This window comes from Nocardioides sp. GY 10113 (genome assembly GCF_004919105.1).
Classification (GTDB): Bacteria; Actinomycetota; Actinomycetes; order Propionibacteriales; family Nocardioidaceae; genus Nocardioides.
In genome coordinates this window covers 103,110-120,687 of sequence record NZ_STGK01000002.1, presented here as the reverse complement: position 1 = coordinate 120,687, position 17,578 = coordinate 103,110, and the positions used below count along the sequence as shown (strand labels likewise).

Sequence of the window (17,578 nt, the reverse complement as noted above, 5' to 3'; positions counted from 1 at the left end):
TGGACCTGCGCACGCTGCCGGTTCCCGACAGCCTCGACGGCGAGCGCGTTGACGTCGCGATGGCCCAGCTCTTCGGCGTCTCCCGGAGCAAGGCCGCGGACCTGATCGCGGGCGACCGGGTCCGGCTCGACGGCTCCGTCGTCGCCAAGAGCGAGCGGGTCCTCTCCGGCGCGGTGCTCGAGGTCGAGATCCCGCAGGAGGTCGACCCGCTCGAGGTGGTCCCCGAGATCGTCGAGGGCATCGGGATCATCTACGACGACGAGTCGATCGTGGTGATCGACAAGCCGGTGGGCGTCGCCGTGCACCCCTCGCCGGGCTGGCGTGGCCCGACGGTCGTCGGACACCTGGCCGGCGCCGGCTTCCGGATCTCCACCTCCGGCGCCAAGGAGCGCGAGGGCATCGTGCAGCGCCTGGACGTGGGCACCTCCGGCGTGATGGTGGTCTGCAAGTCCGAGCACGCCTACTCGGTGCTCAAGAACGCCTTCCGCCGCCGTACGGTGGACAAGACCTACCACGCGCTGGTCCAGGGACACCCGGACCCGCTCGTGGGCACGGTGGACGCGCCGCTGGGGCGGCACCCGGGGGCCGACTACAAGTTCGCGGTCGTCGACGGCGGGCGGCCGAGCGTCACCCACTACGAGACGCTCGAGGCGCACCGCTTCGCCAGCCTGCTGGAGATCCACCTGGAGACCGGACGGACCCACCAGATCCGGGTCCACATGTCCGCGCTCAAGCACCCCTGTGCCGGTGACCTGACCTACGGCGCCGACCCGGTGCTCGCCCGCCGGCTGGGGCTGACCCGGCAGTGGCTGCACGCGGTCAAGCTCGGTTTCGAGCACCCCGATACCGGCGAGTACGTCGAGTTCGAGTCGCCCTATCCCGACGACCTCCAGCACGCCCTGGACGTCGTGCGTGACCTCCACTGACCCCGGTCGCGACCCCGGGCGGGCACACGGGCGCGAGCTCGACGTCGTGCTGCGGCCGGCGTACTCCGGCGACCTGACCGAGCTCGGCGAGCTGCACTGGGCCGCGCGCGTCGCCGCGGTGCCGACGATGCCGCCGCCGGCCCACCCGCGCGCCGAGGTGATCGCGCACTTCGCCGCGCTAGACCTCGCCGCCCCCGGCGTGGAGGCGTGGGTCGCCGAGGACGACCGGGGCCTGGTCGGCTTCGCCGTCGTGCGCGAGGACTGGCTCGAGCACCTCTACGTGCGCCCGGAGGCGCAGTCCGAGGGCGTGGGGTCGGCCCTGCTCGGCCTCGTCCAGGGGCTGCGCCCGCGTGGGTTCGGGCTCTGGGTGTTCGAGTCCAACGCCCCGGCCAGGAGGTTCTACGCCCGGCACGGGCTGGTCGAGGTCGAGCGCACGGACGGTTCCGACAACGAGGAGCGGTCACCCGACATCCACGTCGTGTGGCGGGGCGCCCGGGCAGCCGTCCGCGGCGCCGCCGCGGGCGAGCCCTGAGGCTGCCGCGAACCGGTCGCGAACCGGTCGCGAACCTGCCGGACAGGCGGTGGGGGTTCGACGATCCGTCGGAGCCGTCGCGTAGGCTGAGGGCCTTCCCCGGCGTTGCTCGGCGGCCGGCCCTCCGGTCCGCGGTGAGCACGCCCACCCGTCCGTCCACCATCGCCGCGAGGAGTCAGTAGCAACCGATGGCCGCAGCCGGATCGGGCGGGGACTTCGCCCACCTCCACGTGCATACCGAGTACTCGATGCTCGACGGGGCGTCCCTGCTGGACGGGCTGTTCCAGCGCACCGCAGACCTGGGCATGTCGTCGATCGCGATGACCGACCACGGCAACATGCACGGCGCCTACGACTTCTACAGCAAGGCCAAGAAGTACGGCGTCCGGCCGATCATTGGCATCGAGGCCTACATCACGCCGGGCACCGCGCGCGGCGAGCGCCGCCGGGTCCGCTGGGGCAAGGGCGACGCCGCCGAGGAGGGCGGCGACGACGTCGCCGGTGGCGGCGCCTACACCCACATGACGATGTGGGCCGAGAACAACGCCGGCATGCACAACCTGTTCCGGCTCACCTCGCGCTCCAGCCTCGAGGGCTACTACTTCAAGCCGCGGATGGACAAGGAGATCCTCGCCGAGCACAGCGAGGGCATCATCGTCTCGACCGGCTGCCCCAGCGGCGCCATCCAGACCCGGCTCCGCCTCGGGCAGTGGGACGAGGCGGTCCAGGAGGCCGGCGAGCTGCAGGACATCTACGGCGCCGACAGCGTCTTCCTGGAGCTGATGGACCACGGCATCTCGGTCGAGAAGCGGGTCCGCGACGACCTGCTCCGCCTGGGCAAGCAGCTCGGCATCCCGCCGCTGGCCACCAACGACTCGCACTACAACAACCCCGAGGACGCCGCCGCCCACGACGCCCTGATCTGCGTCGCCTCCGGCAAGCGGCTCTCGGACACCAACCGGCTCAAGTTCGACGGCGGCGGCTACTACATCAAGTCGGCCGCCGAGATGCGCGAGCTGTGGGCCGGCCAGTGGGGGATGCCCGAGGCCTGCGACAACACCCTGGCCATCGCCGAGCGCTGCGACGTCTCCTTCACCGAGTCCACCGGCGGCTACATGGCACGTGCCGACGTGCCGGCCGGCGAGACCGAGGAGTCCTGGTTCCGCAAGGAGGTCTGGCGCGGGATCGAGGCGCGCTACCCGGGCGACCGGCTCGACCAGGCGGTCAAGGACCGCGTCGAGATGGAGCTCGCGGTCATCTCGCAGAAGGGCTACTGCGGCTACTACCTGGTGGTCGCCGACTTCATCCAGTGGTCCAAGCGCAACGGCATCCGGGTCGGCCCGGGTCGAGGCTCCGGTGCGGGCTCGATCGCGGCGTACGCGCTGAGCATCACCGACCTGTGCCCGCTGGAGCACGGCCTCTTCTTCGAGCGGTTCCTCAACCCCGAGCGTCCGTCGATGCCCGACTTCGACATCGACTTCGACGACGCCCGCCGTGGCGAGGTGATCCAGTACGTCACCGAGAAGTACGGCGCCGAGCGCGTCTGCCAGATCGCGACCTTCGGTCGGCTCAAGGCCAAGGCTGCGATCAAGGACGCCGCCCGCGTGCTCGACCACGGCTTCGCCATCGGCGACAAGATCACCAAGGCCCTGCCGGCCGACGTGATGGGCAAGGGCGTCCCGCTGAAGGAGCTCTTCAACCCCGAGCACAAGCGGTACGGCGAGGGCGGCGAGTTCCGGGCACTGCACGACTCCGACCCGGACGTCCGCACCATCTACGAGACCGCCCTCGGCCTCGAGGGGCAGATCCGCAACTGGGGCGTGCACGCCGCCGGTGTGATCATGTCCAGCGAGCCGCTGATCGACGTCGTGCCGATCATGAGCCGTCCGGCCGACGGCGCCGTGATCACCCAGTTCGACTACCCGATGTGCGAGTCGCTCGGGCTGGTCAAGATGGACTTCCTGGGCCTGTCCAACCTGCGCATCCTCGAGGACGCGCTGGTCAACATCAAGGCCAACCGCGGCGAGGACGTCGTCCTCGAGGAGCTGCCCTTCGACGACCGGGCGACCTACGAGCTGATGGGCCGGGGCGACACCCTCGGCGTGTTCCAGCTCGATGGCGGCGGCATGCGCGCGCTGCTCCGCTCGATGCAGCCGGACAAGTTCGCCGACATCACCGCGGTCTCCGCGCTGTACCGGCCGGGCCCGATGGGCGCGGACTCGCACAACAAGTACGCGCGCCGCAAGAACGGCCGGGAGCCGATCGAGCCGATCCACCCCGCCCTGGAGGAGGCCCTCGAGCCGGTCCTCGGCGAGACCTACGGCCTGATCGTCTACCAGGAGCAGGTGATGGCGATCGCCCAGGTCCTGGCCGGCTTCACCCTGGGTGCCGCGGACAACCTGCGCCGCGCGATGGGCAAGAAGAAGAAGGAGGAGCTGGACAAGCAGTACGCCGGCTTCCAGGCCGGCATGCTCGAGCGCGGCTACCCGCAGGCCGCGATCAGCACGCTGTGGGAGATCCTGCTCCCGTTCTCCGACTACGCCTTCAACAAGTCGCACTCGGCCGCCTACGGCGTCATCACCTACTGGACGGCGTACCTCAAGGCGAACTACCCGACCGAGTACATGGCCGCCCTCCTGACGTCCGTCAAGGACGACAAGGACAAGATGGCGATCTACCTCAACGAGTGTCGCCGGATGAAGATCCAGGTGCTGCCGCCGGACGTCAACGAGTCGGCGAGCAACTTCACCGCCGTGGGTCGCGACATCCGGTTCGGCCTCACCGCGATCCGCAACGTCGGCGGCAACGTCGTCGCGGGCATCGTGGCGGCCCGGGAGGAGAAGGGCCGGTACGCCGACTTCAACGACTTCCTGGGCAAGGTGCCCGCGCAGGTCTGCAACAAGCGGGTGATCGACTCGCTGATCAAGGCCGGCGCCTTCGACGACATGAAGCACCGGCGCCGGGCGCTGGTCGCGATCCATGAGACCGCGGTGGACCAGTACGTCGACATCAAGCGCAACGAGGCGATCGGCCAGGACTCGCTCTTCGCCGGCCTCGACGACGGCGACGGTGGCGGCGGTGGGTTCGGCGTCACGGTGGCGATCCCCGAGCTCGACGAGTGGGACAAGATGACGCTGCTCGGGCACGAGCGCGACATGCTCGGCCTCTACGTCTCCGACCACCCGCTGTTCGGCCTCGAGCACGTGCTCTCCACCGGCACCGACTGCACGATCGGCCAGCTGGTCACCGACGAGGACCGGCCGCACGGCTCGACGGTGACGGTCTCGGGGCTGGTCACGTCGGTGCAGCGCAAGATCACCAAGAACGGCGACCCGTGGGCGACGGTCACGCTGGAGGACCTGGAGGGCGCCGTCGAGGTGCTCCTCTTCCCGAGCTCCTACCGGCTGGCCTCGCCCTACCTCACGGAGGACGCCATCATCCGCGTCCGCGGCCAGCTCGACAAGGACCGCGAGACCGCCCAGCTGCGCGGCCAGGAGGTGACCGTCCCCGACCTGGACGTCGCCGCCGACGGCCCCGTGGTGATCAGCCTGCCGTCCACCCGGTGCACGGGGCCGGTCGTGGCCCAGCTGCGCGAGGTGCTGGGCACCCACCCGGGTCTGACCGAGGTGCGGCTACGGTTGCTCACGCGTGATTCCGTCAAGTTGATGAAGCTGGACGACCGTCTGCGGGTCACGCCGAGCTCTGCGCTCTTCGCCGATCTGAAACAGCTGCTCGGCCCGGGGTGCCTGACCTGAGGGGGCCCCGCATGGAGACCGGACCGGAGACCCGCGCGGAGGGGACCGTCGAGCGGCCCGCCCGCCGCCGCGGCGCGGTGCTGGCGGCGACGCGCGCCGCGGTCGGACTGCTCGCGGTGGCGCTCATCCTCGGCGTGGTCGCCGGACGGCTGTGGTGGGCCTGGTGGTCGCCGGCGATGCCGGGGCGCGTCTACGACACCGTCGACGGCCTGGCCTGGTACCCGGACCCGCTGGACCCCGGCTTCGCCCACGTGTTCAGCGGCACCGCGCAGTTCGTGGTGATCGGCTTCGCCGCGGGCCTGCTGCTCGGCCTTCTCGGTGGCCTGGTCACTCGCCAGAGGGCGATCTTCGGCCTCGTCGCGGTGGTGGTCGGCAGCCTGCTGGGGCTGGTGATCACCTACCGCACCGGCATCGCGGCCAGCCCTGCCGACCCGGCCACGCTCCTCGGTGACGCCGCCGCCGGCGACCAGCTGCCCGGTCACCTCCAGGTGTCGGGGTGGACGCCCTACCTGGCCTGGCCGGTCGGCGCGCTGTTCGGGTTCCTGGTGGTGATGGTCTCGACGATGTCCTCCGACCGCGCCGCCCACCGGCGGGCGGTCGACGGCGGGGCCGTCGGCGACGAGACCGGCGGCGCGAGCGGCAGCGCCGCGGACGTCGAGGCCGAGGCGCCGATCGAGACTCCGGCGGGGGAGCCGGGGGAGCCGGGCGAGCCGGGGGAGTCGGGGGTCAGCCCCGACCGATCGGAGCCGTCACCGCACCCGTGAGCGCGACCAGGTCGCCCGGCGCGAGCTCGAGCTCCAGCCCGCGGCGCCCGGCGGAGACGTTGACCGTCGGATGCCCCAGCGCGCTCTCGTCGACCACGGTCGGGTGGCGCCGCTTCTGGCCCAGCGGCGAGATCCCGCCGACGACGTAGCCGGTCGCGCGCTCGGCGTCGCGCGGGTCGGCCATCACCGCCTTCCGGCCGCCGACCGCCTTCGCCAGCGCCTTGAGGTCCAGCTGGCCCGAGACCGGCACCACCGCCACCGTCAGCGCCCCGTCCACGTCGGCCAGCAGCGTCTTGAAGACCCTCTCCACGGGGATCCCGAGCGCCTCGGCCGCCTCCTCGCCGTACGACGTCGACCGCGGGTCGTGGTCGTAGCTGTGCAGCACGAACGGCACCCCCGCGCTGGTCACCGCGCTGGTCGCCGGCGTGCCGCCGGGGGACTTCTTCTTCGCCATCGTGCTCGGGACTCTCATGTCGGTGCGGGCTGGTGGGCGCTGCTGGCGTGGAGGGCCTGGGCGGATCAGTTGGGGGACCAGCGGGTGCGGGCCACCTCGGTGGCAGGCAGCGAGGAGATCACGTTCATCGCCTCCAGCTCGCCGCGCAGCAGGTCGGTGACGAGGACCAGGCGCTCCTCGGCGTCGGTGGCCTCCAGCAGCTGCTGGCGCTCGGCCATCGGCAGCGGCGCCACCGCCGACAGGGTCCAGGCCAGGAACTCCGGGTCGCTGGGCAGGTCGCCGGAGAGCGGGTCCTCGGCGATCTCGCTCACCATCGCGCGGTAGGCGGTGAAGGTGGCGCGGGCACGCGCCGCCACCTCGGGGGTGACCTGCGCCCGCGGCTCCGTGAGCACGGTGACCTGGCCGACCGGGTAGTCGCTGCCGGCCCGGAGGCCGTCGAGCTGGATCCGGTCGCGACCGACGGCGATCACGTCGAAGGTGCCGTCGGGGTTCTCCTCGACCTCGGTGAGCTGCAGGCGCACGCCGGTCCGGAACAGGGACTGGGCCCCGTGGTCACCGACCTCGTAGCCCTCCCGGATCGCGACCGAGCCGAACAGCCGCTCGGCGGGGTCCTCGATCGTCAGCAGGTGCCGGACCAGTGCCCGGTAGCGGTCCTCGAAGACCCGCAGCGGCAGGCTGATCCCGGGGAACAGCACCGCGTTCAGCGGGAACATCGGGAGCTCGTCGGTCACGCACCGAGGCTAGTAGCCCGAACTTCGAACCCGCATCCGGGACACCAACCACCGCTTGGAACCGGCGCGGCAGCCACACCCGGCGAACCGTAGAATCGACCCATGATCCAGCGCATCGACCTGCGGGGCTCCGGACCGGACGCGGACTACCGCGCCGCCGTGCCCCGCGCCGACTTCGACATCGAGGCGGCGGTCCCGGCGGTGCACGAGATCTGCGAGCAGGTCCGGACCGGCGGGGTCGAGGCGATCCTCGAGCTGGGGGAGCGCTTCGACGGCGTCCGCCTCGACGACATCCGGGTGCCCGAGGGAGCCACCCGGGCCGCGCTCGAGGCGCTGGACCCCGACATCCGCGCCGGCCTGGAGGAGTCGATCCGCCGGCTGCGCGCCACCTGCACCGCCGAGCTCGAGACCGACGTGGTCACCGACCTGGCGCCCGGCGCCCGGGTCACGCACCGCAAGGTGCCGGTGGACCGGGTCGGTCTCTACGTCCCCGGCGGCCTGGCTCCGCTGGTCTCCAGCGTGCTGATGAACGTGGTCCCGGCGCAGACCGCCGGCGTCCGCTCGATCGCCCTGGCCAGCCCGCCGCAGAAGGAGTTCGGCGGCTCCATCCACCCCACCGTGCTGGCGGCGTGCGCGCTGCTCGGCGTCGAGGAGGTGTACGCCGTCGGCGGCGCCCAGGCGATCGCGATGTTCGCCTACGGGACGGACCCCTGCCGCCGCGTCGACCTGGTCACCGGGCCGGGCAACATCTACGTGGTCACCGCCAAGCGGCTCCTCAAGGGCCTGATCGGCATCGACTCCGAGGCCGGCCCGACCGAGATCGCGATCCTCGCCGACGAGACCGCCGACCCCGCGTTCGTGGCCGCGGACCTGATCAGCCAGGCCGAGCACGACCCGCTGGCCGCCGCGGTGCTGGTCACCCCGTCCACCGCGCTGGCCGAGGCGGTCGAGTCCGAGCTGGCGGTGCAGGTCCCGGCCACCAAGCACAGCGACCGGATCCGCACCTCGCTCGCGGGCCCCCAGTCCGGCATCGTCCTGGTCGACGACCTCGAGCAGGGGCTCGCCGTGGTCGACGCCTACGCCGCCGAGCACCTGGAGATCCACACCGCCGACGCCGCGGCCTGGGCCGCCCGGGTCCGCAACGCCGGCGCGATCTTCGTCGGCCCTTACGCGCCGGTCAGCCTCGGCGACTACTGCGCCGGCTCCAACCACGTGCTGCCCACCGGCGGCTGCGCATGCCACTCCTCGGGCCTCTCGGTCCGCGCGTTCACCAAGTCGGTGCACGTCGTGGAGTACTCCGCCGACGCGCTCGCCGAGGTCGGCGGCCACGTGGTCACCCTGGCCGAGGCCGAGGACCTGCCCGGCCACGGTGCCGCGGTCTCGTTGCGGACCGGCCGCGCATGAGCGGCGACTCCTGGCCGCCGCTGCGCGAGGAGCTGCGCGGGATCGAGCCGTACGGCGCCCCGCAGCTCGACGTACCGGTGCAGCTCAACGTCAACGAGAACCCGTACGGGCCCTCGCCGGCCTGCGTCGCGGACATCGCGGCGGCGGCCGGACGGGCGGCGGGCACCCTGAACCGGTACCCCGACCGCGAGTTCACCGCGCTGCGCGAGGGCCTCGCGGACTACCTCAACGGGGAGCTGGCGCGGGCCACGAGCGGCACCGCCGTCCGGGTCACTCCGGAGATGGTGTGGGCCGCCAACGGCTCCAACGAGGTGATGCTCCAGCTGCTCCAGGCCTTCGGCGGCCCCGGGCGCACCGCGATCAGCTTCGCGCCGACGTACTCGATGTATCCGGAGTACGCCCGCGACACCCACACCCGCTGGGTCGCCGGCCGCCGGGCCGAGGACTTCGCGATCGACCTCGACGCCGCGCGCGACCTGGTCAAGCGCGAGCAGCCGAGCGTGGTGCTGCTGCCCAGCCCCAACAACCCGACGGGCACGGCGCTGCCGCCCGAGGCGGTGGCGGCGCTGTGCGAGGCCACCGGCGACGACGGCGTCGTCGTGGTCGACGAGGCCTACGGCGAGTTCCGCCGCGAGGGCGTGCCGAGCGCGCTGGAGCTGCTCGAGACCTACCGCAACCTGGTCGTCACCCGGACCATGTCGAAGGCGTTCGCGGGCGCCGGGCTGCGGCTGGGCTACCTGGCCGCCGACCCGGCGATCACCGCCGCGATCCGGGTGGTCCGGCTGCCGTACCACCTCTCCGCGGTCACCCAGGCGGTCGCGGTCGCGGCGCTGGGGCACGCCCCGGAGCTGCTCGGGAAGGTGGACGAGCTGCGCGTCGAGCGCGACGCCCTGGTCGCTCACCTGCGAGGATGCGGCTACGACGTCGCGGACTCGGACGCGAACTTCGTGCTGTTCGGCCGGTTCGCGGACCGGCACGCGGTCTGGCAGGGTCTGCTGGACCGGGGCGTGCTGATCCGGGAGACGGGGCCGGACGGCTGGCTGCGGGTCTCGGTCGGGACCCCGGAGGAGATGGCGACGTTCCGCGCCGCCCTTGCCGAAGTGACCAGTGGAGTGAACGGAGAACGAGCATGAGCCGGACCGCCCGGGTCGAGCGTCAGACCAGCGAGTCGAAGGTCCTCGTCGAGGTGAACCTGGACGGCACCGGCCGCCACGACATCTCCACGGGCGTCGGCTTCTACGACCACATGCTCACGGCCTTCGCGCGCCACTCGCTCGTCGACCTGACCGTGCAGACCGCCGGTGACCTGCACATCGACGCCCACCACACGGTCGAGGACACCGCGATCGTGCTCGGCCAGGCGCTGCGCGAGGCGCTGGGGGACAAGAAGGGCATCCGCCGGTACGGCGACGCCACCGTGCCGCTCGACGAGGCCCTGGTGCACTGCGTCGTCGACGTCTCCGGCCGCCCGTTCGCGGTGCACGTCGGCGAGCCCGAGGGCCAGCAGTACGTGCAGCTCGGCGGCACCGGCGTGCCCTACCTGGGCTCGCTGACCCAGCACGTCTTCGACTCCATCGCCCACCACGCGCACCTGACGCTGCACGTGCGGGTGTTGGCCGGCCGCGAGCCGCACCACATCGTGGAGACCCAGTTCAAGGCGTTCGCCCGGGCCTTCCGCGACGCGGTCGCGCTCGACCCGCGCGAGACCGGGGTCCCGTCCACGAAGGGTGCGCTGTGATCGCTCCGCTGGTTGAGGTGCGAGGCGCCCTGGCGCCGAGCGTCGACACCACCGGAGCGTGGGGGCGGTCGCGATGAGCAAGCCCACCGTCGTCGTACTCGACTACGGCTCCGGCAACCTGCGCTCGGCGGTGCGGGCCGTGGAGCGCGCCGGTGCCGAGGTCACCCTGACCAGCGACCTCGACGCGGCGATGGCCGCCGACGGCCTGCTGGTGCCGGGCGTCGGCGCCTACGAGGCCTGCATGAAGGGCCTGCGGGCGATCCGCGGCGAGCGGATCATCGCCCGCCGGCTCTCCGGAGGCCGTCCGGTGCTCGGCATCTGCGTCGGCATGCAGATCCTCTTCGCCAAGGGGATCGAGCACGGCGTGGAGACCGAGGGCTGCGGCGAGTGGCCCGGGGTGGTCGAGCGCCTGCAGGCGCCGATCGTGCCGCACATGGGGTGGAACACCGTCGAGGTCGCCGAGGGAGCCCGGCTCTTCGCCGGCGTCGAGGACGAGCGGTTCTACTTCGTGCACTCCTACGGCGTGCGGGACTGGACCCTGGTCACCAACGACCGGACCCCGGACTCCCACCAGCCGCGGGTGACCTGGGCCGAGCACGGCGGCGACCGGTTCGTCGCCGCGGTCGAGAACGGTCCGCTGAGCGCCACCCAGTTCCACCCGGAGAAGTCGGGGGACGCGGGCGCGGCGCTCCTGCGCAACTGGGTGCAGACGCTCTGAGCACTGGGCCCCTGGGCCTTCGGCCTGAGGTGGTCGGGCCCGTCGGGACGCAGCCCAGCGACCGCCTGAGGCTGGGCGAGGCGGGTCGTGTGCCTGAGAACCCGCTATTCCGGGGTATGGGGCACACGACTCGAGCCGGATGGCGGGCCAGACGGGGTCGTGTGCCCAGTAACCCGCCATGCCGATGTCTCGGGCACACGACCCACCTCCCGGACCGGGCGGCCCGCGACTCAGCGTGCCGTGAGCGCCGCATCCGCTGCCGCTGACAGATCCCGTGGCGACCAACGGCCATCGGCTCGTTCCTCGGTTCCACCTTGGTATTCGTCAGGCAGCCTGATGGCGTTTCCGCAGCTGGTTGCGAGAGCCCTGAGGGCGTGCTCGAAGCCCTAGCGGCTCTCGCCGGGTTCCGTACGGCGGCCGATGGGGCCTCCGCCTCCACCGCGGCCCGATCGGTTACGCCGGGGTGAGCACCTCGCTGCCGCGCATCCGGCAGGCCAGGTGCAGCCCGAACCGGACGTCGGGGTCGCGCAGGTCGACGTCGAGGGTCTCCTCGATCCGCCGGATCCGGTAGGTCACCGCGTTCGGGTGGAGGTGGAGCACGGCGCCGGCGTGCTTCGGTGAGCACTGGTGGTCCAGGTAGGCGCCCAGCGTCTCCAGTGCGGTGGCCGCCCGCTCCGGGCCGAGGGCGTCCAGCGGGGCCAGCAGGCCGAGGATGATCCGGCGGCTCAGCGGCGAGGCCCACAGGTCGGCCAGCACCCGTCGTACGCCGGTGGAGTCCAGCGTGGTCAGTACGCCGTCGCGGCCGGCCTGCTCGGCGAGGTCGGCCGCCGCGCGCGCCTCGACCGCCGACTGCCGCAGCCCGCCGATGCCCCGCTGGTCGGTGCCGAGCCCGGCGTAGAGCGCCGCCTCGTCGGTGTGCAGGGCAGCGAGCAGGTCCGTCAGCGCGCGCCGCGCGCTGCCCGCCAGGCTGCCGGCCTCGGCGTCGTCGCTGGCCACCACGAGCAGCCCGTCGGCCACCCGCGCGACGTGCCACCAGCCGGGGCGGGGGAGCAGCAGCTCGAGGGCGGTCAGCTCCGCCTGACGGACCAGGCGTCGCTGGGCCGAGACCCGCGCCTCGACCGACCGCGCCTCGCGCGGCTCGAGCCGCACCAGCGCGGCGAGGTGGGTGAGGTCGACCGGGAACCCGATCCGCCGCGCCTGCGCGTCGAGGCCGGCGAGGTGGCCGGGCTCGGCGACGACGATCTGGGTGAGCAGCTCGGCGCGGGTCTGGGAGGGGGCGAACGCGCGCTCGGTGTCGCGGCGCCGGCGGTGGCCGACGGCGGCGGCGACGGCCGGCACCACCAGCCGGGCCGCGTGGTCGCCGGTGGGGCAGGAGACCTCGCCGACCACGCGGTCCCCGGCCACGACCTGGCCGGAGGCGCCGAACGCGGCCAGCGACGCCTCGACGCCGTCGGCCCGGGGCGCGGTGAGCTCGAGGGGGTGGCCGAGCGCCTGGCCGAGGTCGGCCAGCAGGTCCTCGACGGTCCACTCCTCGTCGCCGCGCTGTCCGTACCGCGCCAACAGGGCGAGGGTCGCCTCGGCACGCGCCAGCGTGTCCGCGGCGCCGCCGCGGACCGCGCGGTTCAGCCACAGGATCAGCTCGGCGACGTTCGTCTTGGCGGGGACGCCGAGCAGCGCGAGGCCGCCACGCTCGGCGAGGCGTGCGCTGGTGATCGGGACCTGCTGGCGGCCGACCAGCACGATGGCGGCGTGCTCGCGTTCGATGCACCGCCGGAAGGCGACGTCGAGCTCGTAGGGCTCGCGGCCGGCCAGCGCGCTGGGCAGCAGCACCAGCAGGGCGCCGGCGCGCGGGCCGGTGACGTCGGCGAGGTCGTCGATCGCGGCGACCTCGGTGATCTCGCGTGCCGCGTCGTCGCCGGATCCGTCCCCCGAACCGTGCGCTGAGGTGGTGAGCATCACCAGTCCGCGGTGCGCCCCGGTGCCCAGCAGGTCTACGACGGTCGTCACCGGTGCATTGTGTCGAGATGACAAACAGCGGTCAAAAAATGTGGTGAGACGACATGGCTGACAGCGGAGGCTGTCGCCCAGGATCGTCCCCATGCACGGATACCCCCGAGTCCGCGAGATCACCGTGGACAACCTCGACGCCCTGGCCCGCGGGTGCGCGATCCTGGGCACCGGCGGCGGAGGCAGCGTCGAGACGGGCCTGCTGTCGGCCCGCCGCGCCCTGGAGACCTCCGGTCCGGTCAAGGTCGTCACGCTCGACGAGCTCGCCGACGACGACGTCGTGGTGCCGCTCTCGGGCATCGGCGCGCCGACCGTCTCGCACGAGATGCTGGCCAACGAGGACGACGTGGTCCGCCTGGCGGCCGAGGTGGAGCGCATCGTCGGCGCCCCGATCGCCGCGGTGATGTCCTCGGAGATCGGCGGCAACAACGGCGTGGAGCCGGTCGGCTGGGCGTCCCGGCTCGGGGTGCCGCTCGTCGACGCCGACGGGATGGGCCGCGCGTTCCCGGAGGTCCAGATGGTCTCCATGAACGTCGTCGGCCTCCCGCCGAACCTGATCGTGCTCGCCGACGTGATCGGCAACGTCTCCGTCGTCCGTCCGGTCGACGGCGCGTGGTCCGAGCGGCTGGCCCGCGCCCTGGCGGTCGCCAGCGGCGCCCACTCGCTGATGGCCGACTACGTGCTCACCGCCGAGGACGCCCGCGACGCGGTCATCCACGGCACCGTCAGCCAGGCTGTGGCGCTGGGCTCGGCGACCGTGGGTCAGGCCGACCCGCTGGCGGCGCTGACCGACGTGCTGTCGGCGCGCCACCTCGTCTCCGGCAAGGTCATCGACGTCGAGCGCCGCACCGGCGGTGGCTTCGTCCGCGGCTCCGTCGTGGTCGAGAGCACCGGCGCCGACCGCGGCCGGCTGGTCCGGATCGAGATCCAGAACGAGAACCTGGTGGTGCTCGACGACGGCGAGGTGCTGGCCAGCGTGCCGGACCTGATCACCCTGGTCGACAGCGCCAGCGCCCAGGCGATCTCCACCGAGATGGTCCGCTACGGCCAGCGCGTGAGCGTCCTGGCGTGGCCCTGCGACCAGCTGTGGCGCACCCCCCGAGGTCTCGACATCGCCGGGCCGCGCGCCTTCGGCTACGACCTCGACTACGTCCCCGTCGAGGAGATCGGAGCGGTCCGTGCCTGACCAGAAGGGCGGCCACGGCGCCGCGGACGCCGCCGCGCACGAAGCCGGCTACGTCGAGGTCGCCGCGGGCGGCAGCGCCGGCCGCGACCTGCGGATCGGCATCGACGTCGGCGGTACCCACACCGACGCGGTGGTGCTCGACGAGCTCGACACCGTGCTGGCCTGGACCAAGCAGGCGACCACCCGCGACGTCACCACCGGCCTCGGTCGCGCCGTCGAGGCGGTGCTCGCCGAGCTCGGCCCGCGCCGCTCGCGGGTGGGCCGGGTGATGCTCGGCACCACGCACGCGACCAACGCCATCCTCGAGCGCCACGACCTCGGTCGGGTCGCGGTGGTCCGCCTCGGCGCCCCGGCGACCACCGCCGTACCGCCCCTGCAGGCGTGGCCGGCGGACCTGCGCCGGGCGGTCCTGCTCGACGCGGTCGTCGCCGGCGGCGGGCACCTCGTCGACGGGTACCCGATCGCGCCCCTGGACACCGAGGCGATCCGGACCTTCCTGCGCTCGGTGGCCGGCCGCGCCGACGCGATCGCGGTCACCGGCGTGTTCAGCCCCGCCTTCCGTGACCAGGAGCTCGAGGTCGCCGGACTGGTCGCCGAGGAGCTCGGCGAGGACGTCCCGGTCTCGCTCAGCCACGAGATCGGCAGCCTCGGCCTGGTCGAGCGCGAGAACGCGACGGTGCTCAACGCCTCGCTGTACGGCGTGGCCCGCGGCGTCACCCAGGCGCTGGCGGCGGTGCTGGAGCAGCACGGCCTCGACGTGACCAGCTACTTCGCCCAGAACGACGGCACGCTGATGGCGCCGGACTTCGCGGCGCGCTACCCGGTGCTGACCATCGGCTCGGGGCCGGCCAACTCGCTGCGCGGGGCGGCGTTCCTCTCCGGGGTCAGCGACGCGATCGTGGTCGACGTCGGCGGCACCTCCAGCGACCTCGGGGTCCTGGTCGGCGGGTTCCCGCGGGAGTCGGCCCTGGCGGTCGACATCGGCGGGGTGCGCACCAACTTCCGGATGCCCGACATCCTGGGCGTCGCCATCGGCGGCGGCACCCGGATCCGCGGCGAGGTCCCCGACGTCACGGTCGGGCCGGACTCGGTGGGCTACGCGCTCACCGAGGAGGGCCTCTCCTTCGGCGGCGCGGTGCCGACGCTGACCGACGCGGCGCTCTCCGAGGGCCGCACCGAGATCGAGGGCACCGTGTCGCTCGCCGACCACGCGGCGGTCAAGGTGCTGGCCGCGGCCCTGGCGCGCTCCGACGACGCGATCGAGGAGGCCGTCGACCTGGTCAGCCTCGGCAAGACCTCGCAGCCCCTGGTCGCGGTCGGCGGCGGCTCGTTCCTGGTCCCCGACGACCTGCCCGGCGTGAGCAAGGTGCTGCGTCCCCGCTACGGGCAGGTCGCGAACGCCGTCGGCGCCGCGATCGCGATGGCCAGCGGCCGGTGGGAGACCATCGTGCCCGCCGGTCCGGGCCGCGCCGACGCGTTGGAGGAGGCCAAGCAGATCGCCTGCCAGCGGGCGATCCAGGCCGGCGCCGAGCCGAGCCGGGTCGAGGTCGTGGAGCTGACCGAGGTGCCGTTGAGCTACCTGCCCGAGCCCGCCCTGCGGGTGCACGTCAAGGCGGCCGGTCCCCTGGGACGGATCTGACCCACGTCCCACCCAGGCCCCGCGCGAGCGGGGGAGCAGGAACTTCTCGGAGTCCTCGTCGAGGACTTGTCGGACCCGGCCCGAGGGCGTGTCAGGTGTGACTGATGTGATTCATGAACTACTGAACGGAGCAATCGTGAAGCGACTCCTTGCCGTCGGCGCTGTGCTGACGTCGCTGAGCCTGGCCACCGCCGCGTGCGGTGGCGGTGAGGTCCGCGGTGCGGGCGGGACCGGCGCGGCCGCCGACGACACGTTCGTCTACGCCTTCAACCTCAACGTGGTCACCGAGTGGGACCCGGCCGAGTCCTACTCCAACGAGATCATCGCGATGGAGAACCTCTACGAGTCGCTCACGGGCTACGACTCCACGAGCGAGGAGGTCACGCCCCGCCTCGCCACGGAGTGGAGCAGCTCCGAGGACGGCCTCACCTGGACCTTCACCCTGCGCGACGGGGTGACCTTCCACAGCGGCCGCGCGCTGGACGCCACCGCCGCGAAGCAGTCGATCGAGCGCACCATCGAGCTCGGCGGCGGCCCGGCCTACATCTGGGACGCCGTCAAGAAGATCGAGGCCACCGACGAGCGCACGCTCGTCTTCCACCTCGACTACGCCACCCCGCTCGACCTGGTCGCCTCCTCGGCGTACGCGGCGTACATCTACGACGTCGAAGCCGCGGGCGACCGGGACCTCGCCGAGTGGCTGGACGAGGGCAACGACGCCGGCTCCGGCCCCTACACGGTCGCCAGCTGGGAGCCCGGCGCCGAGACCGAGCTGCGCCTGGAGGCCTACGACGACTACTGGGGTGGCTGGGAGGACGACCAGTACCGCGCCGTCGAGTTCCGCGTCACCCCCGAGGTGACCACGGCCTGGCAGCTGCTCCAGTCCGGCGACATCGACTACGTGGAGCGGCTCAGCCCGCAGCTGTTCGCCCAGGCGGCCGACACCGACGGCGTCCAGACCAGCGAGCAGTCCTCGTTCCAGAACCTGCTCGCGCTGTTCAACACCGCCGACGGCCCGCTCGCCGACGAGCAGGTCCGCAAGGCGCTCCGGCTGCTGATCGACGTCCCCGGCCTGGTCGCCGCGCTCGACGGCGCCGTGGTCGCCGCCGACGGAGTGGTCCCCGCCGGGCTGCTCGGCGCCGGTGAGGGCTACGTGCTGGAGCAGGACGTCGAGGCCGCCCGCAGCCTCCTCGCCGAGGCCGGGTACGACGAGGCCAACCCGCTCGAGCTGACCATGACGTACGCCCAGGGCGACGACGACCAGCAGCTCTTCGCGACGCTGCTCGGGTCCGCGCTGGCCGAGGTCGGCGGCTCGCTCGAGGCCAAGCCGATGCAGTGGAACGCGCAGTGGAAGCAGGCCACCAAGGGTGAGCGCCAGGACATCTTCGTCATGTACTGGTACCCGGACTACGCCGACGCCTACTCGTGGTTCGCGAACATCTTCCGCTCCTCCGACGAGCCGTACTTCAACCTGACGTACCTCGAGGACGCCGAGGTGGACCAGCAGATCGACGCCCTGCCCGTGCTCACCGCGACCGACCCGGAGTCGGCGGCGGCGACCTACGGCAAGCTCCAGGACGAGCTGGTCACCGGCCAGGCCGCGGTCGCGCCGCTGTTCGTGCAGACCTACCAGCGGGCCTACGCCGACAGCGTCGAGGGCTACGTCGACAACCCGGCCTACCCGAACGTCGTGTTCGTGCACGAGCTGACCAACGCCGGCTGAT

General features: G+C 72.7%; 14 protein-coding genes. 11 read left to right on the top strand and 3 right to left on the bottom strand.

Going from position 1 to position 17,578, the window contains the following annotated elements:
* Positions 1-5 precede the first annotated feature (5 nt).
* The 4 genes from E8D34_RS02830 (at position 6) to E8D34_RS02815 (ending at position 5,977) form a co-directional block, all read left to right on the top strand.
* Positions 6-926: an RluA family pseudouridine synthase gene (locus E8D34_RS02830; RefSeq protein WP_206056550.1), complete on the top strand. Its 921-nt coding sequence runs from the start codon at positions 6-8 to the stop codon at positions 924-926.
* Positions 913-1,458 carry a GNAT family N-acetyltransferase gene (locus E8D34_RS02825; RefSeq protein ID WP_136593079.1) on the top strand — a complete coding sequence of 182 codons (546 nt, stop codon included), beginning with the start codon at positions 913-915 and terminating at the stop codon, positions 1,456-1,458. The genes E8D34_RS02830 and E8D34_RS02825 overlap by 14 nt, the downstream gene beginning before the upstream one ends.
* A gap of 188 nt (positions 1,459-1,646) precedes the next feature.
* On the top strand, positions 1,647-5,213 hold the full coding sequence (gene dnaE, locus E8D34_RS02820; protein WP_136593078.1) for a DNA polymerase III subunit alpha: 3,567 nt from the start codon (positions 1,647-1,649) through the stop codon (positions 5,211-5,213).
* A gap of 11 nt (positions 5,214-5,224) precedes the next feature.
* Positions 5,225-5,977 carry a hypothetical protein gene (locus E8D34_RS02815; RefSeq protein ID WP_136593077.1) on the top strand — a complete coding sequence of 251 codons (753 nt, stop codon included), beginning with the start codon at positions 5,225-5,227 and terminating at the stop codon, positions 5,975-5,977.
* On the opposite strand, the gene ybaK is transcribed toward E8D34_RS02815, so the two are convergent.
* Positions 5,940-6,431: a Cys-tRNA(Pro) deacylase gene (gene ybaK / locus E8D34_RS02810; protein ID WP_136593363.1), complete on the bottom strand. Its 492-nt coding sequence runs from the start codon at positions 6,429-6,431 to the stop codon at positions 5,940-5,942. The two genes, E8D34_RS02815 and ybaK, sit on opposite strands and share 38 nt — an antisense overlap.
* Before the next feature lie 65 nt (positions 6,432-6,496).
* Positions 6,497-7,162, bottom strand: coding sequence for an LON peptidase substrate-binding domain-containing protein (locus E8D34_RS02805; protein ID WP_136593076.1), 666 nt, complete (start codon positions 7,160-7,162; stop codon positions 6,497-6,499).
* Between the two features lie 102 nt (positions 7,163-7,264).
* On the opposite strand from E8D34_RS02805, the gene hisD reads away from it, so the two are divergent.
* The 4 genes from hisD (at position 7,265) to hisH (ending at position 11,022) form a co-directional block, all read left to right on the top strand.
* On the top strand, positions 7,265-8,566 hold the full coding sequence (gene hisD / locus E8D34_RS02800; RefSeq protein ID WP_136593075.1) for a histidinol dehydrogenase: 1,302 nt from the start codon (positions 7,265-7,267) through the stop codon (positions 8,564-8,566).
* Positions 8,563-9,699 (top strand): histidinol-phosphate transaminase, encoded by a 1,137-nt coding sequence (locus E8D34_RS02795; protein ID WP_136593074.1) that lies wholly within the window; start codon positions 8,563-8,565, stop codon positions 9,697-9,699. The genes hisD and E8D34_RS02795 overlap by 4 nt, the downstream gene beginning before the upstream one ends.
* Entirely contained in the window at positions 9,696-10,304 is a 609-nt protein-coding gene (gene hisB, locus E8D34_RS02790) for an imidazoleglycerol-phosphate dehydratase HisB (protein WP_136593073.1), read from the top strand. The genes E8D34_RS02795 and hisB overlap by 4 nt, the downstream gene beginning before the upstream one ends.
* 73 nt (positions 10,305-10,377) lie before the next feature.
* Complete coding sequence (gene hisH / locus E8D34_RS02785; protein WP_136593072.1) at positions 10,378-11,022, top strand: imidazole glycerol phosphate synthase subunit HisH; 645 nt, start codon at positions 10,378-10,380, stop codon at positions 11,020-11,022.
* 453 nt (positions 11,023-11,475) lie between these two features.
* Here hisH and E8D34_RS02780 read toward each other — a convergent pair whose 3' ends face one another.
* Positions 11,476-13,029, bottom strand: a complete 1,554-nt coding sequence (locus tag E8D34_RS02780) for a helix-turn-helix domain-containing protein (protein WP_136593071.1) — start codon at positions 13,027-13,029, stop codon at positions 11,476-11,478.
* Between the two features lie 91 nt (positions 13,030-13,120).
* On the opposite strand from E8D34_RS02780, the gene E8D34_RS02775 reads away from it, so the two are divergent.
* The 3 genes from E8D34_RS02775 (at position 13,121) to E8D34_RS02765 (ending at position 17,577) form a co-directional block, all read left to right on the top strand.
* On the top strand, positions 13,121-14,215 hold the full coding sequence (locus E8D34_RS02775) for a DUF917 domain-containing protein (RefSeq protein WP_136593070.1): 1,095 nt from the start codon (positions 13,121-13,123) through the stop codon (positions 14,213-14,215).
* Entirely contained in the window at positions 14,208-15,854 is a 1,647-nt protein-coding gene (locus tag E8D34_RS02770) for a hydantoinase/oxoprolinase family protein (protein ID WP_206056527.1), read from the top strand. The genes E8D34_RS02775 and E8D34_RS02770 overlap by 8 nt, the downstream gene beginning before the upstream one ends.
* 136 nt (positions 15,855-15,990) lie before the next feature.
* Positions 15,991-17,577: an ABC transporter substrate-binding protein gene (locus E8D34_RS02765; RefSeq protein WP_206056526.1), complete on the top strand. Its 1,587-nt coding sequence runs from the start codon at positions 15,991-15,993 to the stop codon at positions 17,575-17,577.
* The last annotated feature ends 1 nt before the right edge of the window (position 17,578 follow it).